Genomic DNA, 26,617 nt, shown 5'->3' with positions numbered 1-26,617 from the left:
GGCGGGATAGCCTGCCTCTCCGGCGGGGTGTCCCGCCCGTGACCGACCCGCCGCCCCGGCGCGGGACCGCAGCACACTGGACCGCCATGCCGACCGACGCCGCCGACGAGACCGGCCCCGCCCCGCGCCGCACCCGCCGCGCTCTCGGGCGGGGGCCGGACAGCGCCCTGGAGGCCCCTGAGGCCAGCGAGGCTCCCGCGCCGGACGTGATGGACGTGGCGGACGTGGTGGACGCCGCCGCGGCTCCGGTCGAGCAGACCGCGGAGGCGACCGCGGACGAGGCCGTGGAGACGGCGGGGACGGAGGAGGCAACCGGGGGCGAGGCCGCCGCGGCGCCCTCCGGGGACGGCCGGTTCACGCTCCGGCTGGACAACTTCGAGGGGCCCTTCGACCTCCTGCTCCAGCTCATCTCCCGGCACAAGCTGGACGTCACCGAGGTCGCGCTGTCCAAGGTGACCGACGAGTTCATGGCCCACATCCGGGCCATGGGGCCGGACTGGGACCTCGACCAGACCACCGAGTTCCTGGTCGTCGCGGCCACCCTGCTCGACCTCAAGGCGGCCCGGCTGCTGCCCGTCGCCGAAGTGGAGGACGAGGCCGACCTCGCCCTCCTGGAGGCCCGCGACCTGCTCTTCGCCCGGCTGCTCCAGTACCGCGCCTACAAGCGGATCGCGGAGATCTTCAGCGGGCGGCTGGCCGAGGAGACGCGCTGCCACCCCCGGACCGTGGGGCTGGAGCCGCACCACGCGGAGCTGCTGCCCGAGGTCGTCCTCGGCATCGGGGCGGAGGGCTTCGCCCGGCTCGCGGTGCGGGCGATGCAGCCCAGGGCGAAGCCGCAGGTCTACGTGGACCACATCCACGCGCCGCTGGTCAGCGTCCGGGAGCAGGCCGAGGTGGTGGTGGCCCGGCTGCGCACGGCCGGCGCCGCCGACTTCCGGGAACTGGTCGCCGACGCCCCCGACACCCTCACCGTCGTCGCGCGCTTCCTGGCCCTGCTGGAGCTCTACCGGGAGCGGGTGGTCGCCCTGGACCAGGAGGAGGCGCTGGGGACGCTGACGGCCCGCTGGACGGGTGCGGAGGGGGCCGCCCCACAGGTCACCGACGAGTTCGACCGGGAACCGGGCGAAGGGGCAGACAAAGACGCCGGCGCGGACGCGACGGACCGCCCGGAGGCGGAGGAACAGGAGGAGCCGGCGTGAGCGGCACGGGATACGAGATCACCGAGCAGGGGCCGGGGGAGCACCGCGCGCCCCAGGAGACGCCGGCCGGCGCGCTGGGCGTGGCCGACCTGGAGCTGAAGCCCGCGCTGGAGGCCGTCCTCATGGTCGTCGACGAGCCGGCGACCGAGGAGCACCTGGCCAGGGTGCTCCAGCGGTCCCGCCGGGCGGTGGCGCTGGCGCTGCGCGAGCTGTCCGAGGACTACACCCGCCAGGGCCGCGGCTTCGACCTGCGGATGGTGGCCGGTGGCTGGCGGTTCTCCTCCCGGGCGGCCTACGCGGACGCGGTGGAGGGCTTCGTCCTGGACGGTCAGCAGGCCCGGCTGACCCAGGCCGCATTGGAGACTCTGGCCGTGGTCGCGTACCGTCAGCCGGTCAGCCGTTCCCGCGTCTCGGCCGTCCGCGGGGTCAACTGCGACGGCGTGATGCGCACGCTCCTCCAGCGCGGCCTGGTGGAGGAGGCGGGGACGGAACCTGAAACAGGTGCGATCCTGTACAGGACGACGAATTACTTCCTGGAGCGGATGGGCCTGCGTGGCCTGGACGAGCTCCCTGAGCTCGCACCGTTCCTCCCAGAGGCGGACGCGGTCGAGGGCGACTCCGCGGAAGGCATCCCGTCGTTCGACGTAGACGACAGCGGCAACTCTCAGACGGATCATTGATGCGAAGCAGCGGCAGTAACAGCAGGGGCAGCGGCGGCGGCAGGGGCAACTACCGCGGCGCGGGCAACAAGCGGGACGACAAGCAGCAGCGCACGGGCCGCCCCCGTCCCGAGGAGCGCCGCTACGACGTGGGCGGGTCCCAGGGCGGCGACGAGCGCCGGGGCGGCGGCAAGAGCGGCGCCCGGGGCGAGGCGGCCCGCGGCGGCGCCAAGGGAGGCCCCCGCACGGGCGCGTCCCGGGGCGGGCGGCCGGGCGGCGCCGGTGGCGCGGGCGGTCAGCAGCGCGGCCGTGGTCAGGGGCCCGCGCGGCCCCGCGAGTACGACGCCAAGATCGAGGAGCGCAACCGCGCCCGCTACGACAAGCCGCAGGTCAAGACCCCCAAGACCTTCGGCGAGCAGGAGGGCGAGCGGCTCCAGAAGGTGCTGGCCAGGGCCGGTATGGGCTCCCGCCGCGCCTGTGAGGAGCTGATCGACCAGGCCCGGGTCGAGGTCAACGGCAAGATCGTCAGGGAGCAGGGTCTCCGGGTCGACCCGGAGAAGGACGAGATCAAGGTCGACGGCCTGACGGTCGCCACCCAGTCCTACCTCTTCTTCGCGCTGAACAAGCCCGCCGGTGTGGTCTCCACGATGGAGGACCCGGACGGCCGCCAGTGCCTGGGCGACTACGTGACCAACCGGGAGACCCGGCTGTTCCACGTCGGCCGGCTGGACACCGAGACCGAGGGCATCATCCTGCTCACCAACCACGGCGAGCTGGCCCACCGCCTCACGCACCCGCGCTACGGCGTCACCAAGACCTACCTGGCCGCCATCCAGGGCCCGCTCCCGCGCGACCTGGGCAAGCGGCTCAAGGACGGCATCCCGCTGGAGGACGGCTACGCCCGCGCCGACCACTTCCGGGTCGTGGAGAACACCGGCAAGAACTACCTCGTCGAGGTCACCCTCCACGAGGGCCGCAAGCACATCGTGCGCCGGATGCTGGCCGAGGCCGGCTTCCCGGTGGACAAGCTGGTCCGGACGCACTTCGGCCCGATCGCCCTGGGCGACCAGAAGTCGGGCTGGCTGCGCCGGATGACCAACACCGAGGTCGGGATGCTGATGCGCGAGGTGAACCTCTAAGGTCCGGCCGCGGCGGTCCGTCCGGGCCGGTCGTCGCTTGCGGTGGCCGGCCACCACCCCTTAATGTCATCATGACGATTAAGGGGTGGTTTTTCATGGGGCATCGATGACGGCGACCGGATCGCTGGTCGGGCTGGCGCTCGGCGACGCGCTCGGCTTCCCGACGGAGTTCAGCGACGTACCGGCGATCCTCGCGAAGTGCGGTCCCTGGCGGGAGATGGACCTGCCCGAACCCGCCCTTGTCACCGACGACACCCAGATGACGCTGGCCCTGGGGCGCGGACTGCGCACCGCCCTGGACGGCGGCGGGCTGACCGCCGCCACGCTCGAACCGCCGGTCCGGCGCGCGTACGTGGCCTGGTGGCGCTCGCCCGACAACAACCGGGCACCGGGCAACACCTGCCTCCGCGCCTGCCAACTCCTCAGCGACGAGCACCGGTCCTGGGCCGACGCCAGTCAGATCGGGTCCAAGGGCTGCGGCGCCAACATGCGGGTGGCGCCCCTCGGGCTGGTGCCCGGACTGACCCCGGAGCAGCGCTCCGGCGCCGCCCAGCTCCAGTCCGCGCTGACCCACGGACACCCCACCGCGCTCGCCGCCAGCGACCTCACCGCGTACGCCGTGCGCGCCCTCGCCGACGGCGCCCGCCCCGCCGAACTGCCCGGCCTGCTGCGGGCCCACGCCCACGCCCAGCGCACCACCTACCGCGAGGACTGGCTCGGCGACCTCTGGCGGCGCTCCCAGGACCCGTCCCCGACGGCGTTCATCGCCCGTGGCTGGGACGACTGCCTGGGCGTCCTGGACCGGCTCGACGCGGCGCTCGCCGCACCGGACCGGGAGGCCGACCCGTGCCTGGCCACCGGCGCCGGCTGGATCGCCGAGGAGGCGCTGGCCACCGGCCTGCTCTGCTTCCTGCTCTTCCCCGACGAGCCGGTCACCGCGCTGCGCCGGGCCGCCTGCAGCTCCGGGGACTCCGACTCGCTCGCCTGCCTCGCCGGCGCGTTCGCGGGCGCCGCGCTCGGCGCCGGTGCCTGGCCGCAGGAGTGGACCGCCCGCATCGAGTACCGCGCGGAACTCCTCGCCCTCGGGGCGGCCTGGGATGCCTGAGACGTCCGTGGCCCCCGCCGCCGGCCGGGACGCGGTCCTGCGGGCCGCCGGACTCCCCGCCGTCGACCTGGACGCCCTTCTCGCGCGGCAGCGCGATCCGCTGCTCTTCGCCACGGTCTCCGGCGCCCACCTGTACGGCTTCCCCTCCCGCGACTCCGACGTGGACCTGCGCGGCGTCCACCTGCTGCCGGTGGCCGACCTCGTGGGGCTGCGGGAGCCGGCGGAGACCAGGACGCTGATGGGGGAGCACGACGGCGTCGAGACGGATCTCGTCACGCACGACCTGCGGAAGTTCGTCCGGCTGCTGCTGCGCCGCAACGGCTACGTCCTGGAGCAGCTGCTCTCCCCTCTGGTCGTGCACAGCACGCCCGTCCACGAGGAACTGGTCGCGCTCGCCCCCGGCCTGTTCACCTCCCACCACGCCCACCACTACCGGGGCTTCGCGGGCACCCAGTGGCGGCTCTTCGAGAAGACCGGCGAACTGAAGCCGCTGCTGTACACCCTGCGGGTCCTGCTGACCGGCATCCACCTCATGGCCGCCGGCCGGCTGGTGGCCCACCTGCCCACCCTGGCCGGCGAGCCGGACGCCCCCGCCTACGTGTCGGAACTGATCGCGGCCAAGGAGGCGGCCGAACACGGGCCGACCGGCGACCTGGTACCCCCGGACCGGCTGCGCGCCGACGTCGAGGCGCTGCACGCCCGGCTGGACGCCGCGCAGGCCGCCACCGCCCTGCCGGACGCGCCGGCCGGCCGGGACGCGCTGCACGACCTGGTGGTGCGGGCCCGGCTGGACGGTGCCGCGACCGGCGGCTGAACGGCCCGACCGACCGGTACGGTCCGACCGGCCCGACCGACCGGCGCGGTCCGTACGGCCGGCGGCGTCAGCCGCGGAGGGCCGAGGCCCGGCGCGTCCGGTGCAGGAAGTCCGCGACCCGGGCCCGGTCCGGCCCGGCGGGCAGCGGCGAGCCGGGCAGCGCCGCCTCCGCCTCCGCCGACAGCGCCGCCACCCGGTGCTCCACCGTCTCCCAGGGCACCTCGCCGCGGCGCACCGCCAGCAGCTCCTCCCGGGCCGTGCCGACCTCCAGGGTCAGCTCGCCGGTACGCAGCAGGTCACGGGCGCAGGCCAGGAGGCGCAGCAAGTGCATCGCCTGCTTCCAGCGGGGTGCGCCGTGCCGCGCCCGGTCGGCCCGCAGCTGCTTCAACTGGCCGGTGGCGTAGCGGACATAGGTGCCGTGCACCTCGCGGGAGAGGAACGCCTCGCGCAGCGCGAGCAGTTCGCGGCCGGTGGCGTCGGCGTGTTCCACCAGGGGGGAGTGCAGGCACTCCAGGGCGGTGGGGTTGGCGCGCAGCGCCAGCTCGCAGAACCGTTCCAGCTCCCAGGAGAACTCCTCCTCGCGCGGCCCCTCCACGTGCGTCGGCGGCTTCTCGAACCGCCAGAAGAGGGCGGTGGGCGCGAGATAGACCCCGCGCCGGTCGGTGTCGCTGGCCTCGGTGGCCAGACCGAAGGCGCGCGAGCCCATCACACACGCATAGACGGTGTGCCCGGTGACGAGTTCATGGCCGGAAGGGGCGGGAGGAGCGGTCGACATGTCGGGGATTGTCGCCGGACGGGGGCGCCGGGGGCCACCGGATTCCCGGGAGCTCGGGACACGGTTGTCGGTGGCGCTGGTTACGCTGAGCAGTGCGTACGCGGACGTGTACGCGGCACACGACGCAGGGGAGCAGGGACGTGGCGGTACGGGCCGTGCGCGGGGCCGTCCAGCTGGAGCGGGACGACGCGGAGCACATGCGGGAGCAGGTCGGCGCGCTGCTCACCGCGATATTGGAGCGCAACGGCCTGGCGCCGGACGACCTGATCAGCATGTGGTTCACCGCCACCCCCGACCTGCACAGCGACTTCCCGGCCGCCGCCGCGCGCGCCCTGGGCATCACGGACGTCCCGCTGCTCTGCGCCCAGGAGCTGGACGTGGCCGGTGCCATGGCACGCGTGGTGCGGGTGCTCGCCCATGTCGAGACCAGGCGGTCCAAGCCCGAGATCGCCCACGTCTACCTCGGCGCGGCCGCGGCGCTCCGGAAGGACATCGCCCAGTGAGAACCGCACTCGTCATCGGAACGGGCCTGATCGGCACCTCGGCCGCCCTCGCGCTCAGCGCCCGCGGCGTGCAGGTCCACCTGGCGGACCACGACCACGCCCAGGCCCTGACGGCCGCCGCGCTCGGCGCCGGCACCGCCGAGCCGCCGCAGGACACCGTGGACCTCGCCATCGTGGCCGTGCCCCCGGCGCACGTCGCGGCGGCGCTGGCCGAGGCGATCCGGCGCGGTGCGGCCCGGGCGTACATCGACGTCGCCAGCGTCAAGGGCGGCCCGCGCCGCGAGCTGGAGGCGCTCGGCTGCGACCTGTCCGGCTACCTCGGCACGCACCCGATGGCCGGCAAGGAGCGCTCCGGCCCGCTGGCCGCAACGGCCGACCTCTTCGAGGGCCGCCCCTGGGTGCTCACCCCGTCCCCCGGCGGCGACACCGAGGTGCTCAACCTCGCCCTGGAGCTGGTCGCGCTGTGCCGGGCCGTCCCGGTGGTGATGGACGCGGACGCGCACGACCGCGCCGTCGCCCTGGTCTCGCACACCCCGCAGCTGGTCTCCAGCCTGGTCGCGGCCCGCCTCAAGGGCGCCGACGAGACCGCCGTCCGGCTCTGCGGCCAGGGCATCCGGGACGTGACGCGGATCGCCGCCTCCGACCCCGCGATGTGGATCGACATCCTCTCCGCCAACCCCGGCCCGGTCGCCGACGTCCTGGCCGAGGTCGCCGCCGACCTGGACGCCACGGTCCGGTCGCTGCGCTCCCTCCAGTCCGCCGACGACGAGAAGCGCGGCAGCGGCGCCCACGGCATCGCGGACGTGCTCCGCCGCGGCAACGCCGGCCGCGAGCGGGTCCCCGGCAAGCACGGCGCCGCCCCGTCCGTCTACGACGTCGTCGCGGTCTACATCGGCGACCAGCCCGGTGAGCTGGCCCGGATCTTCGCCGACGCCGGCCGCGTCGGGGTCAACATCGAGGACGTCCGCATCGAGCACGCCACCGGCCAGCAGGCCGGCTTCATCCAGCTGATGGTCGAACCGCAGGCGGTCCCGGCGCTGACCGCGGAGCTGCGGGAGCGGGGGTGGTCGATCCGGCAGTGACACCGTGGACGGCGCGCTGCGGCCGAGCCAGTAACCTTGTCCGAGGCCCCAGTCCCTTCGTCGGCCCCCTCGTCGCTCTCCCGACCGCCGGTCGACGACCGGACCTGGCGCCCTGGACCGCGCCCCGTGTGTATCAAGAAAGGTGTTCGTCACCGTGGAAACCGCCGATCGGACCGCCCCGGCTGCAGTGATTGTCGCCATCGACGGCCCCGCAGGCACGGGCAAGTCCAGCACGTCCAAGGCCGTCGCCGGCAAGCTGGGCCTTGGCTACCTCGACACCGGCGCGCAGTACCGCGCGATCACCTGGTGGATGCTGACCAACGGCATCGACGTCAACGACCCGGTCGCGGTGGCCGACGCCTGTGCCAAGCCCGTGATCGTCTCCGGCACCGACCCGGCGGCGCCGACCATCACCGTGGACGGGGCGGACGCCGCCGGCCCGATCCGCAGCGCGGAGGTCACCGCCGCGGTCAGCGCGGTCAGCGCGGTCCCCGAGGTGCGTGCCGCGATCACCGACCTCCAGCGCAGCATCGCCGCCGAGGCGCCGCTGGGCATCGTCGTCGAGGGCCGGGACATCGGCATAACCGTCCTGCCGGACGCCGATCTCAAGATCTTCCTCACCGCCTCCGCGGAGGCCCGGGCGGCCCGCCGCAACGGCGAGCTCAAGGGCAAGGAGGCCGGCGACCTGGCCGCCACCCGCGAGGCGCTGATCAAGCGGGACGCCGCCGACTCCTCCCGCAAGACCTCGCCGCTGGCCAAGGCGGACGACGCCGTCGAGGTCGACACCACCGACCTGACGCTGGACCAGGTCATCGAGTGCGTGGTCACCCTCATCGAGGGTGTCAGCGCCGAGAAGGCGGGGCGGGACATCCGGTGACCGACGGCGGCAAGGCGCCGAGCCCCCGCGGGGCCGCGATCGGCCGGCGGATCGGCATCGGGCTGATGTACGGCCTGTGGAAGCCGCGGGTGCTGGGCGCCTGGCGGGTGCCGGCCTCCGGACCGGTCATCCTCGCCGTCAACCACTCCCACGGCATCGACGGCCCGATGCTGATGGGCACCGCACCCCGACCGGTGCACTTCCTGATCAAGAAGGAAGCCTTCGTCGGCCCGCTGGACCCGTTCCTGCGGGGCATCGGTCAGCTGAAGGTGGACCGCCAGGCAGCCGACCGCAAGGCGATCACCGACGCGCTCGACGTGCTGGCGGGCGGCGGAGTGCTGGGGATCTTCCCGGAGGGCACCCGCGGCGAGGGCGACTTCGCCTCCCTGCGGGCCGGCCTCGCGTACTTCGCGGTGCGCTCCGGCGCCCAGGTCGTCCCGGTGGCGGTGCTCGGCAGCACCGACCGCCCCAGCCGGCTCACCCCGGCCGTGCCGCGGCTGCGCGGCCGCATCGACGTCGTCTTCGGCGACGCCTTCGAGGCGGGCGACGGCAGCGGGCGGCGCACCCGTAAGGCGCTGGACGAGGCGACCGTACGGATCCAGGAGCGGCTGACCGCCCACCTGGCACAGGCCCGGCGCCTTACCGGGCGCTGACCGACACTTGAGCAGTGGGCCCTTCCCCAAGCGGCCCACCGACCACATGGATGAACGAGGAACGGACTTCATGAACGAGCAGATCCCCGCCGGCGACGAGCACGGTGCGCTTGGCGACGCCGAGTACGCGGAGTTCATGGAGCTCGCCGCGGAAGAGGGCTTCGACCTGGAGGAGGTCGAGGGCGACATCGCCGCGGCCGGCCACGGCCCGCTCCCGGTCCTCGCCGTCATCGGCCGCCCCAACGTCGGCAAGTCGACGCTGGTGAACCGCATCATCGGCCGCCGCGAGGCGGTCGTCGAGGACCGGCCGGGCGTCACCCGCGACCGGGTCACCTACGAGGCCGACTGGAACGGCCGCCGCTTCAAGGTCGTCGACACCGGCGGCTGGGAGCAGGACGTCCTCGGCATCGACGCGTCGGTCGCGATGCAGGCCGAGTTCGCCATCGAGGCCGCCGACGCGGTGGTCTTCGTGGTGGACTCCAAGGTCGGCGCCACCGACACCGACGAGGCCGTGGTCAAGCTGCTGCGCCGCTCCGGCAAGCCGGTCGTCCTGGTCGCCAACAAGGTCGACGGCCCGTCCGGCGAGGCCGACGCCGCCATGCTCTGGTCGCTGGGCCTGGGCGAGCCGCACCCGATCTCCGCGCTGCACGGCCGGGGCACCGGCGACATGCTCGACGCGGCGCTGGACGCGCTCCCCGAGGCGCCCGCGCAGACCTTCGGCGTCGGCGTCGGCGGCCCCCGCCGGATCGCCCTGATCGGCCGCCCGAACGTCGGCAAGTCGTCGCTGCTGAACAAGCTCGCCCGCGAGGAGCGGGTGGTCGTCAACGAGCTCGCCGGCACCACCCGCGACCCGGTCGACGAGCTGATCGAACTGGGCGGCAAGACCTGGAAGTTCGTGGACACCGCCGGCATCCGCCGCCGGGTGCACCTCCAGGAGGGCGCCGACTACTACGCCTCGCTGCGCACCGCCGCGGCCGTGGAGAAGGCCGAGGTGGCGGTCGTCCTGATCGACGCCGGCGAGTCCATCAGCGTCCAGGACCAGCGGATCATCACGATGGCCGTGGAGGCCGGCCGGGCCCTGGTCATCGCCTACAACAAGTGGGACAACCTCGACGAGGAGCGCCGCTTCTACCTGGAGCGGGAGATCGAGCGGGACCTCGTCCAGATCCCGTGGGCGATGCGGGTCAACGTCTCCGCGCGCACCGGCCGGCACATGGAGAAGCTCGTGCCGGCGATCGAGACCGCGCTGGCCGGCTGGGAGACCCGGATCCCCACCGGGCGGCTGAACGCCTTCCTCGGCGAGATCGTGTCCTCCCACCCGCACCCGATCCGCGGCGGCAAGCAGCCCCGGATCCTCTTCGGCACCCAGGCCGGCACCAAGCCGCCGCGCTTCGTGCTCTTCGCCTCGGGCTTCCTGGAGGCGGGCTACCGTCGCTTCGTCGAGCGCCGGCTGCGCGAGGAATTCGGCTTCGAGGGGACGCCGATCCACATCTCGGTGCGGGTGCGCGAGAAGCGCGGCACCAAGAACAGCAAGAAGAAGTAGCAGCGACGATCCCGCCCGCGGCGGCCCGGCCGGTGTCAGCGGCCGCCGTGGGGTCGGGAGCCGTGGGGTCGGGAGCCGTCCCGCGGCCCCGGCGGCAGCGCCGCCGGCAACTGCCCCCGCGGCCGGAACGGCTGCCGGCCCACCACCTCCCACTGCGTCGGTGCCGCCGCGCCGCCGCCCCAGTTGCCGCCGCGCAACGCCTCCGGGACCTCCGGCTCGTCCGTACGGTCCCCGGGCAGCGCCCGGAAGGCGCGGCGGTACTCGGCGTACAGCGCGTCATAGATCGGCGTGGCCGAACCGCGGTCGACGCCGCGCGGCGCCGCGGCTTCCCGGGACGGACGCATGCCGGGGATGGGGTGGGGGAACGGGGCGCGGGAGGGGGGCTCGTATGCGTGCACGTAGGTGCCAACGACCCCGGTGCCGCCGGGATGCGGCTTTCGGGAGGAAATGGCCGATCGCGGGCGCAATCCCGCCCCATTGGACGGTCATGCTCCCGCGATCGGATTGCCGGTCGGTCAGGTTCCGGCCAGCGGCATCGAGGCAGCGACCAGCAGGCCCTTGGCGGCCGCCTGCTCCAGCGCCTGGCGCATCAGGTCCTCGCGTGGCTGATGGCCGATGGTTCCCGAGGGCGCGGCGTACATCAGCACGGTCCGCGCCTTGTTGGCCGCGGTGCGCCAGCCGTCCGAGACGGCCAACGGCTGATGGGCCTGCCACCAGGCGGACTGGCTGCCGGCCGTGCCGGGCTGGAGCACGGCGTGCAGCTTGCCCATGGCCAGCAGTGCGGACCAGCCCTCGATCGGGGCGGGGAGCGTGTTCATGTCCCGCACCGGGGTGAAGCCGTGCTCCAGGAGGAGCGGCAGGAAGTCGTCGTCCAGGCTGGTCGAACCCGGGCGGGCGATCGGGCCGTTGGGCTCCACCACGAGGGCGGGGTGCAGCTCGTCCTTGATCAGCACCAGGCCGCAGGTGATGCCCAGGGTGGCCTGGCGGTCGCTGGTGGGGATCGGGGCGGCCGGGGCACCGGCGGAGTTGTCGCCGGTGATGGAGCGCACGGCCCCGCGGAGCTGCTCCTCGGCGACCGGCACGACCTGCGAGGGGATGCACGTGGCATGGGCGAACGCGAGCACCGCGGTCTCCTCGCCGACGAACAGGACGGTGCTGGTGCGCTCCTGCTCGCTGTTGCCGGGCGTGCGGCACGAGGTGCAGTCGTAGCTGCCGGGGGCGTCTTCTCCGGCCAGCAGGCGGTCGGCTTCTTCGTCGCCGATCTCGGCGCGAACGTCGTCGCTGACGTCGAGCATGCGCGGCACGGGTGGCTCCTCGATCTTCATGAGCGGCTGCCGGGCGGTCTCCCGGCTCGTACAAGGACAACGGGCGACCCCCGGCAGAGTCACGCGCGGACGCGAACAGAATCGAACCACGCGGCCCCCGGCGGGGAACCGGTGAAAAGACGTCATCGGGATGGTCACGCACCGCCAATTCCTGCGCAGAACTTGGCGCAGGTGGCCGCGTTTTGTACACCGGACGGGGTGGGGTCGTCCCCTGGAAGGGCGCGGCGCGCCGGCGCCCGGCGACCCGCTGCCTACCGTCACCGGCTATGTCGGACATCTCTTCGGCGCCGCGGCGCCGCGTGGAATCCGTCGGGCTGTTGATCGCGGCGGCCGCCGCACTGATCCTGTGCCTGCCCGGCGGTGCCGCCGCCGACGGGGCGCCGGGCGGGGACGGCGGCGGGGACGACGGCGGTCGGCCGCCCTACGCCTGCGCCGACGACCAGTGGCCCTGGGGTTGCCTCGCCGAGTGCGAGAGCGGCGGTGACTGGCACATCAACACCGGCAACGACTACTACGGTGGGCTCCAGTTCTGGCAGCCCACCTGGGAGCGGTACGGCGGCCTGAAGTACGCCGACCGGGCCGACCTCGCCAGCCGGGACGAGCAGATCGAGATCGCCAAGCGGGTCCAGGCCGACCAGGGCTGGGGCGCCTGGCCCACGTGCGCCCGGCGCTACGGCCTCCTCGACGATCACGTTCACGTCGTCCGCCGCGGTGACACCCTCGCCGGGATCGCGCGCCGGCGCCACGTCAAGGGCGGCTGGCGGGCGCTGTACGAGGCGAACCGGGACGTCATCGGGGACGACCCCAGGCACCTGACCGCCGGCATCCGGCTCGCGCTCGACTGAGCCGCGCACGGCGTCCGGGGAACGGTGCCCCGCTCCCCGGAAAGAGTTCCCGCCGTGCCATACCGATGCCCTAACTTTTTCGGCACGACTTGGCCAATACCCCCAACCCCGAAGGCCGTTTTGCGGTCTTACCTTTCAACAGCCGGACGCCGGGTGCCGCCACCAGGGCGGCCGTCCGGATCGCGGGGGACCAGGAAGAGCGCGAGGGACCAGGGGGCACCGGGACGGATGCACATCTCATTCCTGCTTCACCATGCCTACGGCATCGGTGAGACGGTCCGGGCCACCTTCAGCCTGGCGGACGCCCTCGCCGCCCAGCACGACGTGGAGATCGTCTCCGTCCTGCGGCACCGCGACGCCCCGGCGCTCGACCTCGCCCCCCGGGTCGCGCTGCGGCACCTGGTGGACCTCCGCGAGCACGCCCCGGCCGGGGACCGGATGGACCCGGCGCACGCCCGGCCCGCCAAGGTCTTCCCGGCCGCCGAACCGTGCTTCGGCCAGTACAGCGAGCTCACCGACCGCCGGATCGCCGCGCACCTGCGCCGGACCGAGGCCGACGTGGTGATCGGCACCCGGCCCGGCCTCACCGTGCACATCGCCCGGCAGACCCGCCGCGGGCCGCTCCGGGTCGGCCAGGAGCCGCACTGCCTGGCCGCCCACGGCCGGGGGCTGCGGTTGGCGCTGCGCGGTGCCTACCCGCGGTTGGACGCGCTGGTCACCGCCACCGAGGCGGACGCCCACGCCCACCTGCGCCGGCTGCGGCTGCCCGGCGTCCGCGTCGCGGCGGTGCCCCGCGCGGTCCCGGCCCCACGGCTGGCGCCCGCCGACGGCACCGGCCGGTGGGTGGTCGCCGCCGGCCGACTCACCCGGGCCAAGCGCTACGACGTGCTTGTCCGGGCCTTCGCCGCGGTGGCCGCCGAACGCCCCGACTGGCGCCTGCGGATCTACGGCGGTGGGCCGGAGAAGCCCGCGCTGCGCGCCCTGATCGACGAACTCGACCTCTACAACCACGTCTTCCTGATGGGACCGGCCGGCCCACTGGAGTCCGAGTGGGCCAAGGGCGCCGTCGCCGTGGACCCCGCCGACCGGGAGCCCGCCGGGACGGACCTCGCCGAGGCGCTGCGCTGCGGACTGCCCGCCGTCGCCACCGACAGCCCCTACGGGCCGGGCGAGCTCGTCGAGGACGGGGTCACCGGCCGGCTGGTGCCCGCCGGCCACCCGGCGGCGCTGGCCGCGGCCCTGCTGGAGCTGATCGGCGACACCGCCGGCCGGACCCGGATGGGCGCCGCCGCGCTCGCCGCGTCCGCCCGCTTCGACCCGGCCGCGGTCGCCGGGCGGCACGCCGCGCTCTTCGGCGAACTGCTCGACCGGCGGCGCGGCAGCGGACTGCGCGGCTCCCTGCACCGCGTGCGGGGAACCCTGATCGGCGGCGCCTACGCCACCAAGGATGCGGCCCGCGCCGCGGTGAGAGGGGTGCGGACGGTATGAACGCCTCGACGCAGTCACCCGTGACCGGGCCCGGAGCGGCCGACCGACCGCGGCGGAGCGCCGCGGCAGGAGGAGGGGCGCCGGTGCCCGTGGACCTGAAGGCCGACTGCATCGCGGACTCCGCGGGCGGCCTCACCTTCGATCTGAACGTCCCCCAGGGCACCGGCACCACCTGGAGCGCGGCCCTGGTGCTGCGGCTGCGGGCCGGCACCGACGACACCGGCACCGCCGCCGGCGGCACGGACGACACCGCCGCCGACAACGAGGTGCGGCTGCCGCTCGGGCCCAACGGCCCCGGTCGGCTGCGCGCCGTCCTGCCCAGCACCGTCGCGCTGGCCGAGGGCCGCTGGCACGCCTTCGCCGACCTCGGAGACGGCGCCGACCCGCGCCGGCTGCTGCCCGGCGTCAACGATCTGCGGGCGCTGGTGGACCGCCGGCCGCTGGCGGCCATCGGCCGGCTCGGCGTGCGCATCCCCTACGCCACCAAGCTGGGCAACCTCGCGCTGCGCAGCTGGCTGCGCGGGCCGCACGCCGAGGCCGGCGACATCCTGGTCGGCCCCGAGGGCATCACCGTCACCGGCCGCCTGTACGGGGCGAGTCCGGCGGCCGGCGCCCATGCGGAGGCCCGCGCCCGCCGCGCCGGCCGGGACCCGGTCGCCGTCCCGCTGACCGTCGAGGGACCGACCTTCCGCTTCACCCTCCCCTACGGGGAGTTGGCCGCCCACTGGAGGCACGGCAGCGAGCCCTGGGACCTGTGGCTGTGCCCCGCCGAGGACCTGCCACCGGTCCGGATCGCCCGGCTCCTGGACGACGTCCCGGAGAAGGAGCAGGTGTTCAGCTATCCGGCGCGGCCCGTGCCGGCGCCGGCCGGGGAACTCAGGATCGGCCCGTACTACACGCTCGACAACGACCTGGCCGTACGGGTCACCGGTCCGGTCGGCCGGGAGTAGGGGCGGCCCGTGGAAGGGGAGTGCGGTGCGGCGCCGCTGGGGATCGGGGAGTTGGCCCGCCGCGCGGGGGTGACGGTCAAGACCGTGCGGCACTACTCCGACGCCGGGCTGCTGCCGGAGACCGACCGCAGCGCTGGCGGGCACCGCCGCTACGGCCCGGACGCCCTGGACCGGCTGCACCGGATCCGCGATCTGCGGGCCGTCGGGATGCCGCTGCCCGCCGTGGCCCAGGCGCTGGCGGGCGGTTCCTTGGAGCGCGCCCTGGCCGCCCAACTCGACGCCGTCGGCGGCCAGCTGACCGCGCTGCGCTGGCGGGAGGCCGCGCTGCGCGCGCTGACCGCCGCCCCCGAGGAGCGTCGTCCGGAGCTGCTGCGCCTGCTGGGCGGCCTGCCGCAGCCGCCCACCAGCGACGCGCTGGTCCGGTTCTGGCACCGGCAGTTGCCCCGTGCGCTGCCGCCCGCGGTGCGCGCCGCCGTGGTCGACGCCGCGGTGCCCGCCCCGCCCGCCGACCCCCGGCCCGCCCAGGTCGTCGGCTACGCCCGGCTCCACGCGCTCGCCATGGACCGCGACGGCGGGCTGGCCGCGCGCTGCCGCCGGGTGCGCGCGGCCGCCGCGCTGCCGGGGGAGACGGACCCGGTGGTGCTCTACGAGGGGCTGGGCGAGGCGTACGCGCTGGCCGGGGCGGCGCTCGCCGCGGGCCGCCGGCCGGCGCCCGGGGCCGAGGTGGACTCTTTCGTGGCCGCGCACGCCCGTGCGTACCGGCGGCGGGACGGCGTCGCCTTCCGCGCCGGGCTGCGGGCGGCCCTGGTGGCCGGCGACGATCCGCGGATGCGGGCGTACTGGCGGTACGCCGGCGAGGTGGCCGGTGGGGAGGTCCCGTCGCTGGGGGCCGCGCACGACTGGCTGGTCGCCGGCCTCGGGGCCGGGGCGCCGACCGGAGCCGGGGGAACCGCCGGGCCCTGACACCGAGAGGGCGCTGCGCCGGGCCTTTGTGGCCCGGGCCCAGGCCCTATGCCCCGGAGCTCCCGGGTGACGGGATGCCGGTGGATCGTTCGGTCATCTCCGGGTGGTGCAGGTCGAAGGCCGGGGACTCGGAGCGGATCCGGGGCAGGGTGGCGAAGTTGTGGCGCGGCGGCGGGCAGGAGGTGGCCCACTCCAGGGAGCGGCCGAAGCCCCAGGGGTCGTCCACGGTGACCCGGGCGCCGTAGTGCCGGGTCCGCCAGACGTTGTAGAGGAACGGCAGGGTGGAGGCGCCGAGCAGGAAGGCGCCGATGGTGGAGAGGGTGTTGAGCGCGGTGAAGCCGTCTGCGGCGAGGTAGTCGGCGTAGCGGCGCGGCATGCCCGCCACGCCCAGCCAGTGCTGGACGAGGAAGGTGGTGTGGAAGCCGGTGAAGAGCATCCAGAAGTGGATCTTTCCCAGGCGTTCGTCGAGCATCCGGCCGGTGAACTTGGGCCACCAGAAGTAGAAGCCGGCGAAGGTCGCGAAGGTCACCGTGCCGAAGACCACGTAGTGGAAGTGGCCGACGACGAAGTAGCTGTCGGTGACGTGGAAGTCCAGCGGCGGGGAGGCCAGGATGACGCCGGTGAGCCCGCCGAACAGGAAGCTCACCAGGAAGCCCACCGACCACAGCATCGGGGTCTCGAAGGAGACCGAGCCGTGCCACATGGTCCCGATCCAGTTGAAGAACTTCACCCCGGTCGGCACCGCGATCAGGAACGACAGCAGGGAGAAGAACGGCAGCAGCACCGCGCCGGTCGCGAACATGTGGTGGGCCCAGACCATCGCCGACAGCGCCGTGATGGCCATCGTCGCGCCGATCAGCGTGACGTAGCCGAAGATCGGTTTGCGGGAGAAGACCGGGATGATCTCGGTGATCACGCCGAAGAACGGCAGCGCGATGATGTAGACCTCGGGGTGGCCGAAGAACCAGAAGAGGTGCTGCCACAGCAGCGCCCCGCCCCAGCGGGCGTCGAAGACCACCGCGCCGAACTTCCGGTCCGCCTCCAGCACCAGCAGGGCCGCGGCGAGCACGGGGAACGCCATCAGCACCAGGACCGAGGTGAACAGGACGTTCCAGGTGAACACCGGCATGCGGAACATCGTCATGCCCGGCGCCCGCAGGGTGATGATCGTGGCGATGAAGTTGACCGCGCCGAGGATGGTGCCGAAGCCGGCGAACGCCAGCCCCGTGATCCACAGGTCGGTACCGATGCCGGGCATCCGGACCGTGGAGTTCAGCGGGGCGTACGCGGTCCACCCGTAGGAGGGTCCGCCCTCCGGGGTGAGCAGGCCGCCCAGCACCATCAGGCCGCCGAAGAGGAAGAACCAGTACGAGAGCATGTTCAGCCGCGGGAAGGCGACGTCCGGGGAGCCGATCTGGAGCGGCATGATCTCGTTGGCGAAGCCGGCGAAGGCCGGGGTGGCGAAGAGCAGCAGCATGATCGTGCCGTGCAGGGTCACCGCCTGGTTGAACTGGTCGGCGCTGACGAACTGGAGGCCGGGGCGGGCCAGCTCGGCCCGCATCACCAGTGCCAGCAGCCCGCCCACGAGGAAGAACCCGAACGACGTGATCAGGTAGAGGTGCCCGATCTTCTTGTGGTCGGTGGTCGACAGCCAGTCCGCCAGCACCGCCCCGCGGCGTCGGGTCCGGCGCCGCCGGGTGTGCTCCCGGGAGATCTCGCTGACCATCGGCTCCACCTCGCTCGGCGGGGGTGTCTCGGTGCCCGGTCATGATCCTCGGGCGCGGGGCGCAGTGCGAGGGGGCGCTCCGGTCCGTTCCGGTGGCATCCGTCCGGTGGTGCCCCGGTCCGCGGGGTGATGTGCGGGAAATGTGTGTGGAATGTGTCTCGTTCGCCAATTCCGGGACGGCCGGAAAAGGACGTCGGGTAAGGGGAATCCGGAGGAGTCGGACGATTAATTCCGGCGCGTTGTACGGCCTTGCTCGAACCGTCGGCACGCCCTTCCGTATCTGATCAAGAGGGAATTCCGGCCGCTTTGTTTTCCGCCTGGCCGCGGTGACGCACGGCGCGTAAGGGTGAGGGGGTTCCGGCAAACGCAGGAGCGTTCGCTGTGACACAAGTGTGACCAATGACGGACCGCCACGGCACGGCGATGTGCAGGGGACGGGCCTTCCACGCGCCGCCGCGGGCGCCTACGGTGGCTGCCATGGCACCCGAACCGAACCTTCCCGGCGACCTGCCGGAAATACAGGACGACCCCGAGACGTACGCCGGTCTGACCCAGGAGGCGGCCGAGGAGCGGGCCCGGACCCGGGGCTGGACCACCGTCCGGGCGGTCCCACCGGGGGCGATGATCACCATGGACTACCTCGTCGGCCGGATCAATTTCGAGGTCAAGGACGGTGTGGTGGTACGCGGCTGGGAGGGCTGACGGACCGCCCCCCGCCCGTCGACACGGCGAAGGCCCCGGCCGCTCCGAGGTGGAGCGGCCGGGGCCTTCGTGCGGGGCGGGGTGTGCGTACCGGGCCCCGGGAGCGGTCAGCCGGCGCCGTTGCGGGGACGGCCGGCGGTCGGGCCGAACGGTGCGGCGCCGCGCGGGACGCGGTCCGCGTGCGGCGGCCGGCGGCTGCCGGTCGGGGTGACCGGGGTGCGCTCGGCGCGCGAGGTGTGCGGGCGCGGCGGGTGGTGCGGCCAGCTCTCGGGGGCGTGCGCGGTGCGACCGCCGGTGGCGGCGCCGACCGCTTCCCGCACCAGGACCTCCCCGTCCGGGGCGATCGGCTGCCGGGCGAGCTCGGAGGCCAGCGCGCCGGCGGGCAGCGGGCCGCGCAGCGAGTCGGGGCGGAGCCGCAGCCACAGCCGCAGCAGGATGCCCATGAGCCGGTCCTCGACCCAGGTGATGCCGGGCTCCAGCCACGGCATCGCCAGCAGCACCAGCAGCCCCGCGGCCCAGCCCAGCAGGACGTCGCTGACCCAGTGGGTGCCGAGGTAGACCGTGGTCATCCCGACGCCCAGCGCGCCCAGCGCGGCGATCACCGACAGGGTGCGGCGGCGCAGCGGGGTGGTCGCCAGATAGGCCAGCACGCCCCAGGTGACGACGGCGTTCGCGGTGTGGCCGGAGGGGAATATGTCGCCGTTCTGCCACATCTCGTTGGAGCCGACCGTCGTCGCGTAGTGCGGGCCGAGGCGGCCCATGCCGAGCTTGGCGGCGCCGACGGTGATGTTGAGCAGCAGCAGCGAGGCGCCCAGCACCAGCAGCGGGTGGAGGTTGCGCTGCCGCCAGCAGCGCCAGCCCAGCCAGGCCGCGACCGCCACCGCGGTCGGGCCGCGCTGCCCCAGCACGACGAAGTAGTCGAGGAAGGCATGGATCTCCGGCCACTGCTTGTACGGCCGGAACAGCATGAGCTGCCAGTCGATCGTGACCAGGGAGGTGTCGGCCAGTACCCCGACGACGATCGCCGCGTACACCGCCAGCGTGCCCCAGAACAGCCACAGCCGGGTCCGGGTCATGCGCGGCGGTCTGACGCGGTCGGTCGGGAGGCGCTCCTCCATCTGGTCGAGCTTGTCATCGGTACGCACTCAAACGACGTTACCGCCTGTGATGTATGCACTTGGTCAAACCGTGCGCTTTGTAATGACGATGTGATGTGGAATGGGTCTCAATCCGGGCCGGGTTCCCGGGATTTCGAAGAGAATTTCTTGGGTACTGGATTCCGTTCCGGCCATCCGCGTGTCGCCGCCATAGACGCTTATCTGTTTTTCGCCGGCGGAGTTTATCTGCCATTCGCACGGGTGTCGCAGCGCGTTTTCCTCGGGGCGGCGATTACGGAGCGGGATCTTCCGGTCACGGCGGGCCGGAGCCGTTGAGCCAGAACGCGCCGTAGACCGCCGAGCCGACCGCCGCCACCCCGATGACCAGCCACGCCCGCACCGGGCGCCAGCGGGCCAGCCCCGCGGCGAGCGGCAGCAGCAGCGGGAAGGCGGGCATCATCAGCCGCGGCTTCGACCCGAAATAGCCCTTGGCGGTGAGCGCGATCAGCAGCACCGTCCCGCCGTAGACGGCCAGTGGCAGCGGCTGGCCCTTCCGTACGCCGTGCACATACAGCCAGATCACCAGCGCGACGCCGACCAGCAGGCCGAGGCCGGCGGCGAAGGCGGGCCCGGTGAGCTGGTGCCAGACGAAGGAGCCGAAGGCGATCCCGCCGTCGAAGCCGTTGTGCCAGCCGGCCTGGACGTCCAGATAGCCGGTGAGCGACCCCTGGCGGACGCTGACCCACAGGACGTAGCCGCACCAGCCGAGCGGTGCCAGCAGCACGCCGAGCAGCATCCGCCGGTGCCGGCCGCGCAGGAAGGCGCGCGGCCGGACCCCGCCGGCCCGCTCGTTCGCCACCGTCACCGCCGCGGTGATCCACACCGCGGCGACCACCGCGGCGCCCACCGGCCGGGTCAGCCCGGCCAGCGACGCCAGCACGCCCGCCGCCACCCAGCGGCCGGTCAGCACGCAGTAGACGCCCCACGCCGCGAGGGCGGTGAACAGCGACTCCGAGTAGGCCATCGACTGGACGACGCCGACCGGCAGCGCGGCCCACAGCGCGGCCAGCAGCACCCCGGCCCGCGGTCCGTGCAGCCGCTCCCCGGTGAGGTAGAGCGCCAGCGCCGCGGCCAGCGACGTCAGCCAGGCCACCGCCATCCCGGCGTCCGCGGCGGACAGCGGGGTGAGTGCCGACAGGCCCCGCTCCAGCCAGGGCAGCAGTGGGAAGAACGCCAGGTTGGAGTGGACGTCGCCGTTGGCCAGATGGACGGTGTAGCCGTAGCCCTGTTCGGCGACCCGGGTGTACCACAGGGAGTCCCAACGGGCGGTCAGCAGGGCGTGCCAGTCCTTGCCCTCGGCGGCCGACCACGCCCCGAGCGCGACCAGCCCCAGCAGCCGGATCGCCGCGTACGCCGCCAGGCCGGGGACGGCGCGGCGGAGCGCGGCACGGACGGCGGGCGGACACAGGGCCCGGCCGGGTGCGGCGGTGGAGGCAAGATCGTTCACCCGGTCGATTATCCAGGTGGTGCGGGCGCGACCGTCCGGCACGACCGCGGGAACGTCGGGGCTGCGACGAGCGTCTCACCGTGAGGTGGGCCACGCGGGTCCCGCGGGGACTCGCGTAGTCTGACGTCTCAACTCGCCCGTACCGCCGGTTCCGCCGGCGCGTCGTCGCGCCCAGGACCGGGGCCGCGAGAGCAGCACGGCGAGCGCATGACAGGAGGTTCTGGATGTCAGGGACGACCGCGTCCGGCAGGGGGCGGACGGCTGGTGTTCCCCGGCACACAGGCGGCGGTGTGAACCGCTGGACGGTGCTGACCGTGCTCTGCGTCAGCCTGCTGTTCGTCGCGCTGGACACCACCATCCTCTACGTGGCGGTGCCCTCCATCACCGAGGACCTCCGCCCCGGCCCGGTCGAGCTGTTGTGGATCGTCGACGTCTACCCGCTGATCGCGGCCTCGCTGCTGATCCTCTTCGGCACGCTGGGCGACCGCGTCGGCCGCCGTCGCGTCCTGCTGCTCGGCTACGGGCTCTTCGCCCTGGCCTCGGCCGCCGCCGCGCTGGCGCCCAACCCGCAGATCCTGATGGCGGCCCGCGCGCTGCTCGGCATCGGCGGCGCCATGATCATGCCCGCGACGCTGTCGATCCTGCGTCAGGTCTTCCCCGACCGGCGGGAGCGGGCGGTCGCGATCGGGGTGTGGAGCGCGGTGGCCGCGGTCGGCGCCGCGGTCGGCCCGGTGCTCGGCGGCTTCCTGGTCGAGAACTTCTGGTGGGGCTCGGTCTTCCTGATCAACATCCCGATGATGGCGGCGATGTTCCTGATAGGGCGCTGGCTGCTGCCGGAGTCCCGGGGCGAGCGCAACGGTCCCTGGGACCTGCTCGGCGCGGTGATCGCGGCGCTCGGCGTGCTGGGCATCGTCTTCGGCGTCAAGCGGCTGGGCAGCGGTGCCCCGGTGGTCGGGGTGACGACGCTGCTGCCGATCGTCATCGGGGTCGCGCTGCTGATCCTCTTCGTCCGTCGGCAGGGGCGTCGTGCCCATCCGCTGATCGACATGCGGCTGTTCGCCCGGCCGGCGTTCGGCACCTCCATCGGCTGCATCGTGCTCGCCATGCTCGCGCTCGTCGGCCTCCAGCTGATCGCCGTCCAGTACCTCCAGCTGGTGCTGCACCTGAGCCCGTTGGAGACCGGGCTGCGGATGCTGCCGCTGGTGTTCTCCGCGATGGCCGCCGGGCTGACCGGCTCCAAGCTGCTCCAGGCCCTCGGCCCGCGGGTGATGGTCGTCGGCGGTTTCACCCTCACCGCGCTCGCGGTGCTCTCGCTGACCGCGCTGGGCTCCCAGGACCACTTCTGGCAGCTGTCCCTCGGCTTCGTGCTGCTCGGCTTCGGCTTCCAGTCCACGCTGTTCGGTGCGTACGAGTCGATGCTCAGCGAGGCCCCGGCCGCGCAGTCCGGCGGTGCGGCGGCGCTCGGCGAGACCGCCTACCAGTTGGGCGCCGGGATCGGTGTGGCGCTGCTCGGCAGCGTGATGAACGCCGCCTACGCGCCGGGCCTGGGCCGCGTCGAGGGGGTCTCCGACCGGGCCGCCCGCTTGGCCTCGCACTCGCTCGGCGAGGCGTACAAGGTCGCCGCCGGACTGGGCGAGCACGCCCGGGAGGCGCTGCGGGTGGCCGCCCGGGACTCCTTCGTCCACGGTCTGCGGGTCACCCTCGTCGCCAGTGCCGTGCTGCTGCTGGTCGGCGCCGGGATCGCGCTGCGGCTGCCGCGCCGGGCCGCGGCGGAGTCCGTGGAGCGGGACGCCACCGAGGAGGGCGCGACGGCCGCCGAGGAGAGCGCTCCGGTCGTGGGGTGCGAGGGGACGCCGGCCCCCGCGAGCACCGGCCGCTGAACCGGGCGGCACCCTCTCGCCGCACCGCGCGGCGGGGACCCTTGCCGGGCGGTGCCGGGGACCGTACCGTCGGACGCGCGTAACTACCACTGCTAGTTTTTCGCGCGAGCGCTGAATCCGCCGGAGGCCCGCCATGCCCGCAACGCCGTCCCCGCTTCCGCCGTTCGACCCCAGCGACCCCCTGGGCCTGGACGACCTGCTCACCGACGAGGACCGCGCGGTCCGCTCCACCGTCCGCCAGTGGGCCGCCGACCGGGTCCTGCCGCACATCGCCGACTGGTACGAGCGCGGCGAACTCCCCGACATCCGCGAACTCGCCCGGGAGCTGGGCGCGATCGGCGCCCTGGGCATGTCCCTGACCGGCTACGGCTGCGCCGGCGCCTCGCACGTCCAGTACGGGCTGGCCTGCCTGGAGCTGGAGGCCGCCGACTCCGGCATCCGCTCGCTGGTCTCCGTCCAGGGCTCGCTGGCCATGTACGCGATCTGGCGCTTCGGTTCGGAGGAGCAGAAGCGGCAGTGGCTGCCGCGGATGGCCTCCGGCGAGGTCATCGGCTGCTTCGGGCTGACCGAGCCGGACCACGGCTCCGACCCGGCGGGCATGCGCACCTACGCCAAGCGGGACGGCACGGACTGGGTGCTGACCGGGCGCAAGATGTGGATCACCAACGGGTCGGTGGCCGGCGTCGCGGTGGTCTGGGCCCGCACCGACGACGGCATCCGGGGCTTCCTCGTCCCCACGGACAGCGCCGGCTTCTCCGCCCCCGAGATCAAGCACAAGTGGTCGCTGCGCGCCTCGGTCACCAGCGAGTTGGTGCTGGACGAGGTGCGGCTGCCCGCCGACGCGCTGCTGCCGGAGGCCCGGGGGCTGGGCGGCCCGCTGCGGTGCCTGAGCCACGCCCGCTACGGGATCGTCTGGGGCTCGATGGGGGCGGCGCGGTCCTGCTTCGAGGCGGCGCTCGACTACGCCCGCACCCGCGAGCAGTTCGGCAAGCCCATCGGCGCCTTCCAGCTCACCCAGGCCAAGCTCGCCGACATGGCGCTGGAACTCCACAAGGGCGTGCTGCTCGCCCACCACCTCGGGCGGCGGTTCGACGCCCGGCGGCTGCTGCCCGAGCAGATCAGCTTCGGCAAGCTCAACAACGTCCGCGAGGCGCTCGACATCTGCCGCACCGCGCGGACGATCCTCGGCGCCAACGGGATCTCCCTCGAATACCCCGTCATGCGGCACGCCACCAACCTGGAGTCGGTGCTGACCTACGAGGGCACCGCGGAGATGCACCAACTGGTGCTGGGCAAGGCACTCACCGGCCTGGACGCCTTCCGGTGAGCCCCTCGCCGGGCGCCGGCCGCGGCGCTTCCCGGGGGGCGCGGTAACCGGTCGCGGCCCTGCCGCGGTCCGGACCCCCGGCCGGAACGGACCCCCGCGCCCCCTCAACTCTGGTTGAAGAAACCGCCGTTGCGGTGGCCGCGGGCCTCACCGGTGACGACCTTGTAGTCGGCGGGGGTGAGCAGGAACACCCGGGTGGCGACCCGCTCGATGGAGCCGCGCAGGCCGAAGGTCAGGCCGGCCGCGAAGTCCACCACCCGCTTGGCGTCGGCGGACTCCATGGCCGTCAGGTTGACGATCACCGGGACGCCGTCCCGGAAGAGCTCCCCGATGCCGCGGGCGTCCCGGAAGGAGGCCGGGGTGATCGTGGCGATGCGGGTGCCCTGGCTCTGGGCGGCCTCGTCGGCCACCTGGACCCGGGGGTCGGTCACCCAGGGGTTGCCACCCGACTCGGCGGACTCGTGCCCCTCGGCGTAGTCGTCGTCGTAGTAGCGCTCGTCATCGTTGTCGTCCACGAGGCCAAGCCAGGCACTTGCCTTGCGTACCGATCCCATTGACGCCTCCTCTCACCCGCGGCGTGTGTGTTCCGTTCTCCCTATCGTCGTCCATGAGGGCGAGGGTGTGCCAAGCGGATAGCCGCCGCACGGGGGGTTCGTGACATATCTGGTGCAAAGAGGGTGGTGCGCCGTCAGCTCGCGTGCCCTGGCGGTGAACTGACAGTACGAAAGGCATCACGGTCGGTGCCTACGTCATGGTGTCGACAAGTTGACCGCTCTGGATCGGGCCGACGCGCGAGGAGGTTCGGGGCGGGACCAGGGCGTATGTCGGTCCGGGCGGCCGGCGTGGACGTCGCCCGTCCGGCGGGGGCCCGGCGCGGGTCGCCGCGATCCGGGCCCGGGCCGCCGACGGGTGCCGGGGTGCGGTGCCCGGTCAGCGGATCTCCGGTGGGCTGATCCGCGATGTCGCGATGGCCGAGGGGGTGGTGCCCCACTTCTTGAGGATCCGGTCGTAGGTCCCGTCCTTCTTCAGCCGGTTGACCGCGGCCTGGAAGGCGGGTGCCAGCGGCGTCCCCTTCTTGAAGGCGAAGCCGACGTCCAACCGTTTGAACTCGTTGAGGAAGCGCAGGCCCGGCTGTTGCCGCACCGCGTAGCGCAGCCCGTTGATGGTGCTCATCACCACGTCGCTGCGGCCCTGTTGGAGCGAGATCCACAGTGCGCCCTGGTCGGCGTAGGTCTTGACGTCGTAGGGCTGCTCGCCGGCGTCCGCGCACCGGTGCTTGTTCTCCTCCAGAGTCGTCTCGAAGGTGGTGCCGGCGCCGGTGGCCACCGTCAGGCCGCACAGCCGGGTCAGCGTGGTGACCTTCTTCAGCGGGCTGTCCCGGCGGGCAGCGAAGCCCTGGCCGTCGTTGACGTAGGTGACGAAGTCGAGGGTCTCGCGGCGTTCGTCGGTGACGCCGAAGTTGCCGGTGCCCACGTCGTACTTGCCGCTGTCCAGCGCCGGCAGGATCGCCTCGAAGCTGGCCACCTCGCGGGTCAGTTTCAGGCCGAGGACCTTGCCGACCGCGTCCGCGAAGTCGATGTCCTGGCCGGCCAGGGTCCGTCCGTCGGGCAGATAGGTGGCGCCGGGCGGGGTGCCGACGCTGCTGGCCAGGGCGAGGGTGCCGCGGGCGCGGACGTCGGCGGGCAGCAGCGCGGCGGCGGCCGGGTCCTCGTGCACGCCGGAGACCACGTCGGTGGTGGGGATCCGGGCGCTCGCCGCGGCCGGCCCGGCGTCCCGGGCGCCGGGGGCGGCGCCGCCCGCACCGCAGGCGGTGACCGTCAGGGCCGCGGTGACCAGGAGCGCCGCGGTGCGCAGCGCGGTGGCGGACGGACGGGTGGTGGTCATGGGCGCGGAATCTCCAGGTGCTTCTCGAACGGCAGCGGGCCGATCGACTCCGGGTCGGCGGTCAGGTCGAACAGGGGGCGGTAACCCGCCGCGAGGTAGAGGTGTTTGGCCTCCGGTTGGCGGGGGCCGGTGGTCAGGTAGAGCCGGGTGTAGCCGCGGGCGGCGGCGTGCTGCTCCAGGGCGGTCAGGACGCGGCGGGCCAGCCCGCGGCGGCGGTGCGCGTGGTGCGTCCAGATCCGTTTGAGCTCGGCGGTGTCCGGGGCGTAGCGGCGGTAGGCGCCGCCGGCGACCGGCTCGTCGTCCTCCAGGAGCAGCAGGAACGCGCCCCCGGGTGGGCCGAATTCGGCGGCCGGGTACTCCAGGTCCAGGTCCACGGGACGGCCGTAGCGGGTGCTGTATTCGTGGGTGAGCTCGTCCAGCAGGGGGCGGGCGAGCGGGTCGGTGACGGCGGTGTGATGGATCGTCAGGCGGGCCGCACGGGGCGGCCGTGGCGCGGCGGTCATCGGGGCGCCTCCGTGGCCGGCGGCGGCACTCGGGCGTCCGAGCGCGCCGGATGGACGAGGGAGAACAGGGA

Annotated in this window: 26 protein-coding genes; 17 read left to right on the top strand and 9 right to left on the bottom strand. The window is 73.7% G+C overall.

Going from position 1 to position 26,617, the window contains the following annotated elements; all coding sequences use genetic code 11:
- Nucleotides 1-86 precede the first annotated feature (86 nt).
- From JNO44_RS12350 to JNO44_RS12330, 5 genes are all read left to right on the top strand, one after another.
- Nucleotides 87-1,199 (top strand): segregation and condensation protein A, encoded by a 1,113-nt coding sequence (locus JNO44_RS12350; protein ID WP_205363929.1) that lies wholly within the window; start codon nucleotides 87-89, stop codon nucleotides 1,197-1,199.
- Nucleotides 1,196-1,879, top strand: a complete 684-nt coding sequence (scpB, locus tag JNO44_RS12345; RefSeq protein ID WP_205363923.1) for an SMC-Scp complex subunit ScpB — start codon at nucleotides 1,196-1,198, stop codon at nucleotides 1,877-1,879. Before JNO44_RS12350 ends, scpB begins: the two co-directional genes overlap by 4 nt.
- Complete coding sequence (locus JNO44_RS12340) at nucleotides 1,879-2,997, top strand: pseudouridine synthase (protein ID WP_205363919.1); 1,119 nt, start codon at nucleotides 1,879-1,881, stop codon at nucleotides 2,995-2,997. The genes scpB and JNO44_RS12340 overlap by 1 nt, the downstream gene beginning before the upstream one ends.
- Before the next feature lie 106 nt (nucleotides 2,998-3,103).
- On the top strand, nucleotides 3,104-4,102 hold the full coding sequence (locus tag JNO44_RS12335) for an ADP-ribosylglycohydrolase family protein (RefSeq protein ID WP_205363917.1): 999 nt from the start codon (nucleotides 3,104-3,106) through the stop codon (nucleotides 4,100-4,102).
- Nucleotides 4,095-4,916, top strand: coding sequence for a nucleotidyltransferase domain-containing protein (locus JNO44_RS12330; RefSeq protein ID WP_205363915.1), 822 nt, complete (start codon nucleotides 4,095-4,097; stop codon nucleotides 4,914-4,916). The genes JNO44_RS12335 and JNO44_RS12330 overlap by 8 nt, the downstream gene beginning before the upstream one ends.
- Nucleotides 4,917-4,983: 67 nt before the next feature.
- Here JNO44_RS12330 and JNO44_RS12325 read toward each other — a convergent pair whose 3' ends face one another.
- Nucleotides 4,984-5,691, bottom strand: coding sequence for a nucleotidyltransferase domain-containing protein (locus JNO44_RS12325; RefSeq protein ID WP_205363913.1), 708 nt, complete (start codon nucleotides 5,689-5,691; stop codon nucleotides 4,984-4,986).
- 140 nt (nucleotides 5,692-5,831) lie between these two features.
- On the opposite strand from JNO44_RS12325, the gene aroH reads away from it, so the two are divergent.
- The 5 genes from aroH (at nucleotide 5,832) to der (ending at nucleotide 10,349) form a co-directional block, all read left to right on the top strand.
- Nucleotides 5,832-6,194 (top strand): chorismate mutase, encoded by a 363-nt coding sequence (aroH, locus tag JNO44_RS12320; RefSeq protein ID WP_205363911.1) that lies wholly within the window; start codon nucleotides 5,832-5,834, stop codon nucleotides 6,192-6,194.
- A complete protein-coding gene (locus JNO44_RS12315; protein ID WP_039637680.1) occupies nucleotides 6,191-7,276 on the top strand; it encodes a prephenate dehydrogenase in 1,086 nt (361 codons plus the stop codon). The genes aroH and JNO44_RS12315 overlap by 4 nt, the downstream gene beginning before the upstream one ends.
- 142 nt (nucleotides 7,277-7,418) lie before the next feature.
- Nucleotides 7,419-8,153 (top strand): (d)CMP kinase, encoded by a 735-nt coding sequence (cmk, locus tag JNO44_RS12310; RefSeq protein WP_189865351.1) that lies wholly within the window; start codon nucleotides 7,419-7,421, stop codon nucleotides 8,151-8,153.
- Nucleotides 8,150-8,806, top strand: coding sequence for a lysophospholipid acyltransferase family protein (locus JNO44_RS12305; protein ID WP_235092974.1), 657 nt, complete (start codon nucleotides 8,150-8,152; stop codon nucleotides 8,804-8,806). The genes cmk and JNO44_RS12305 overlap by 4 nt, the downstream gene beginning before the upstream one ends.
- 70 nt (nucleotides 8,807-8,876) lie before the next feature.
- On the top strand, nucleotides 8,877-10,349 hold the full coding sequence (gene der, locus JNO44_RS12300; protein WP_205363909.1) for a ribosome biogenesis GTPase Der: 1,473 nt from the start codon (nucleotides 8,877-8,879) through the stop codon (nucleotides 10,347-10,349).
- Between the two features lie 35 nt (nucleotides 10,350-10,384).
- On the opposite strand, the gene JNO44_RS12295 is transcribed toward der, so the two are convergent.
- Nucleotides 10,385-10,693 (bottom strand): hypothetical protein, encoded by a 309-nt coding sequence (locus JNO44_RS12295; protein ID WP_240167528.1) that lies wholly within the window; start codon nucleotides 10,691-10,693, stop codon nucleotides 10,385-10,387.
- Between the two features lie 171 nt (nucleotides 10,694-10,864).
- The gene (locus JNO44_RS12290; protein ID WP_039641929.1) at nucleotides 10,865-11,653 is read right to left on the bottom strand and encodes a hypothetical protein; all 789 of its coding nucleotides are present in this window, start codon (nucleotides 11,651-11,653) and stop codon (nucleotides 10,865-10,867) included.
- A 287-nt stretch (nucleotides 11,654-11,940) separates the two neighbouring features.
- Here JNO44_RS12290 and JNO44_RS12285 point away from each other — a divergent pair, with 287 nt between their 5' ends.
- From JNO44_RS12285 to JNO44_RS12270, 4 genes are all read left to right on the top strand, one after another.
- Nucleotides 11,941-12,519: a LysM peptidoglycan-binding domain-containing protein gene (locus JNO44_RS12285; protein ID WP_235092971.1), complete on the top strand. Its 579-nt coding sequence runs from the start codon at nucleotides 11,941-11,943 to the stop codon at nucleotides 12,517-12,519.
- A gap of 228 nt (nucleotides 12,520-12,747) precedes the next feature.
- Nucleotides 12,748-14,007, top strand: coding sequence for a glycosyltransferase (locus JNO44_RS12280; protein ID WP_205363898.1), 1,260 nt, complete (start codon nucleotides 12,748-12,750; stop codon nucleotides 14,005-14,007).
- A gap of 83 nt (nucleotides 14,008-14,090) precedes the next feature.
- A complete protein-coding gene (locus tag JNO44_RS12275) occupies nucleotides 14,091-14,957 on the top strand; it encodes a hypothetical protein (protein WP_205363896.1) in 867 nt (288 codons plus the stop codon).
- A gap of 9 nt (nucleotides 14,958-14,966) precedes the next feature.
- Nucleotides 14,967-15,920, top strand: a complete 954-nt coding sequence (locus tag JNO44_RS12270) for a helix-turn-helix domain-containing protein (protein ID WP_235092968.1) — start codon at nucleotides 14,967-14,969, stop codon at nucleotides 15,918-15,920.
- 46 nt (nucleotides 15,921-15,966) lie between these two features.
- Here JNO44_RS12270 and ctaD read toward each other — a convergent pair whose 3' ends face one another.
- Nucleotides 15,967-17,646: an aa3-type cytochrome oxidase subunit I gene (ctaD, locus tag JNO44_RS12265; protein WP_205363890.1), complete on the bottom strand. Its 1,680-nt coding sequence runs from the start codon at nucleotides 17,644-17,646 to the stop codon at nucleotides 15,967-15,969.
- A 477-nt stretch (nucleotides 17,647-18,123) separates the two neighbouring features.
- Here ctaD and JNO44_RS12260 point away from each other — a divergent pair, with 477 nt between their 5' ends.
- Nucleotides 18,124-18,348 (top strand): I78 family peptidase inhibitor, encoded by a 225-nt coding sequence (locus tag JNO44_RS12260; protein ID WP_205363889.1) that lies wholly within the window; start codon nucleotides 18,124-18,126, stop codon nucleotides 18,346-18,348.
- Nucleotides 18,349-18,455: 107 nt separating this feature from the next.
- Here the strand turns inward: JNO44_RS12260 and JNO44_RS12255 are convergent, their stop codons facing one another.
- Together JNO44_RS12255 and JNO44_RS12250 are read right to left on the bottom strand one after the other, a co-directional pair.
- Nucleotides 18,456-19,493 (bottom strand): phosphatase PAP2 family protein, encoded by a 1,038-nt coding sequence (locus JNO44_RS12255; protein WP_205363888.1) that lies wholly within the window; start codon nucleotides 19,491-19,493, stop codon nucleotides 18,456-18,458.
- A 265-nt stretch (nucleotides 19,494-19,758) separates the two neighbouring features.
- Nucleotides 19,759-20,952: a glycosyltransferase family 39 protein gene (locus JNO44_RS12250; RefSeq protein ID WP_205363884.1), complete on the bottom strand. Its 1,194-nt coding sequence runs from the start codon at nucleotides 20,950-20,952 to the stop codon at nucleotides 19,759-19,761.
- A gap of 224 nt (nucleotides 20,953-21,176) precedes the next feature.
- Here JNO44_RS12250 and JNO44_RS12245 point away from each other — a divergent pair, with 224 nt between their 5' ends.
- Together JNO44_RS12245 and JNO44_RS12240 are read left to right on the top strand one after the other, a co-directional pair.
- A complete protein-coding gene (locus tag JNO44_RS12245; protein WP_235092965.1) occupies nucleotides 21,177-22,832 on the top strand; it encodes an MFS transporter in 1,656 nt (551 codons plus the stop codon).
- Nucleotides 22,833-22,965: 133 nt separating this feature from the next.
- Nucleotides 22,966-24,159 (top strand): acyl-CoA dehydrogenase family protein, encoded by a 1,194-nt coding sequence (locus JNO44_RS12240; protein WP_205363881.1) that lies wholly within the window; start codon nucleotides 22,966-22,968, stop codon nucleotides 24,157-24,159.
- A gap of 104 nt (nucleotides 24,160-24,263) precedes the next feature.
- Here the strand turns inward: JNO44_RS12240 and JNO44_RS12235 are convergent, their stop codons facing one another.
- The 3 genes from JNO44_RS12235 to JNO44_RS12225 form a co-directional block, all read right to left on the bottom strand.
- Entirely contained in the window at nucleotides 24,264-24,713 is a 450-nt protein-coding gene (locus tag JNO44_RS12235) for a cell division protein SepF (RefSeq protein ID WP_205363874.1), read from the bottom strand.
- 376 nt (nucleotides 24,714-25,089) lie between these two features.
- The gene (locus JNO44_RS12230) at nucleotides 25,090-26,043 is read right to left on the bottom strand and encodes an ABC transporter substrate-binding protein (RefSeq protein WP_205363873.1); all 954 of its coding nucleotides are present in this window, start codon (nucleotides 26,041-26,043) and stop codon (nucleotides 25,090-25,092) included.
- On the bottom strand, nucleotides 26,040-26,546 hold the full coding sequence (locus JNO44_RS12225; protein WP_205363871.1) for a GNAT family N-acetyltransferase: 507 nt from the start codon (nucleotides 26,544-26,546) through the stop codon (nucleotides 26,040-26,042). The genes JNO44_RS12230 and JNO44_RS12225 overlap by 4 nt, the downstream gene beginning before the upstream one ends.
- Nucleotides 26,547-26,617: the final 71 nt, after the last annotated feature.

The sequence above is a fragment of the Streptomyces noursei genome, assembly GCF_016917755.1.
GTDB lineage: Bacteria > Actinomycetota > Actinomycetes > Streptomycetales > Streptomycetaceae > Streptomyces > Streptomyces yunnanensis.
The sequence above is the reverse complement of the archived record's forward strand: the minus strand, read 5'-3'. Positions and strand labels throughout refer to the sequence as shown.

What these genes read in the sequence shown, in the direction of transcription:
- JNO44_RS12260 (WP_205363889.1), top strand. Translation starts at nt 18,124, where the DNA reads ATGGCACCCGAACCGAACCTTCCCGGCGACCTGCCGGAAATACAGGAC.
- JNO44_RS12325 (WP_205363913.1), bottom strand. Translation starts at nt 5,691, where the DNA reads ATGTCGACCGCTCCTCCCGCCCCTTCCGGCCATGAACTCGTCACCGGG.
- JNO44_RS12280 (WP_205363898.1), top strand. Translation starts at nt 12,748, where the DNA reads ATGCACATCTCATTCCTGCTTCACCATGCCTACGGCATCGGTGAGACG.
- JNO44_RS12285 (WP_235092971.1), top strand. Translation starts at nt 11,941, where the DNA reads ATGTCGGACATCTCTTCGGCGCCGCGGCGCCGCGTGGAATCCGTCGGG.
- JNO44_RS12340 (WP_205363919.1), top strand. Translation starts at nt 1,879, where the DNA reads ATGCGAAGCAGCGGCAGTAACAGCAGGGGCAGCGGCGGCGGCAGGGGC.
- JNO44_RS12350 (WP_205363929.1), top strand. Translation starts at nt 87, where the DNA reads ATGCCGACCGACGCCGCCGACGAGACCGGCCCCGCCCCGCGCCGCACC.
- der (WP_205363909.1), top strand. Translation starts at nt 8,877, where the DNA reads ATGAACGAGCAGATCCCCGCCGGCGACGAGCACGGTGCGCTTGGCGAC.
- JNO44_RS12330 (WP_205363915.1), top strand. Translation starts at nt 4,095, where the DNA reads ATGCCTGAGACGTCCGTGGCCCCCGCCGCCGGCCGGGACGCGGTCCTG.
- JNO44_RS12235 (WP_205363874.1), bottom strand. Translation starts at nt 24,713, where the DNA reads ATGGGATCGGTACGCAAGGCAAGTGCCTGGCTTGGCCTCGTGGACGAC.
- JNO44_RS12240 (WP_205363881.1), top strand. Translation starts at nt 22,966, where the DNA reads ATGCCCGCAACGCCGTCCCCGCTTCCGCCGTTCGACCCCAGCGACCCC.
- ctaD (WP_205363890.1), bottom strand. Translation starts at nt 17,646, where the DNA reads ATGGTCAGCGAGATCTCCCGGGAGCACACCCGGCGGCGCCGGACCCGA.
- JNO44_RS12225 (WP_205363871.1), bottom strand. Translation starts at nt 26,546, where the DNA reads ATGACCGCCGCGCCACGGCCGCCCCGTGCGGCCCGCCTGACGATCCAT.
- JNO44_RS12245 (WP_235092965.1), top strand. Translation starts at nt 21,177, where the DNA reads ATGTCAGGGACGACCGCGTCCGGCAGGGGGCGGACGGCTGGTGTTCCC.
- JNO44_RS12335 (WP_205363917.1), top strand. Translation starts at nt 3,104, where the DNA reads ATGACGGCGACCGGATCGCTGGTCGGGCTGGCGCTCGGCGACGCGCTC.
- JNO44_RS12295 (WP_240167528.1), bottom strand. Translation starts at nt 10,693, where the DNA reads ATGCGTCCGTCCCGGGAAGCCGCGGCGCCGCGCGGCGTCGACCGCGGT.
- JNO44_RS12230 (WP_205363873.1), bottom strand. Translation starts at nt 26,043, where the DNA reads ATGACCACCACCCGTCCGTCCGCCACCGCGCTGCGCACCGCGGCGCTC.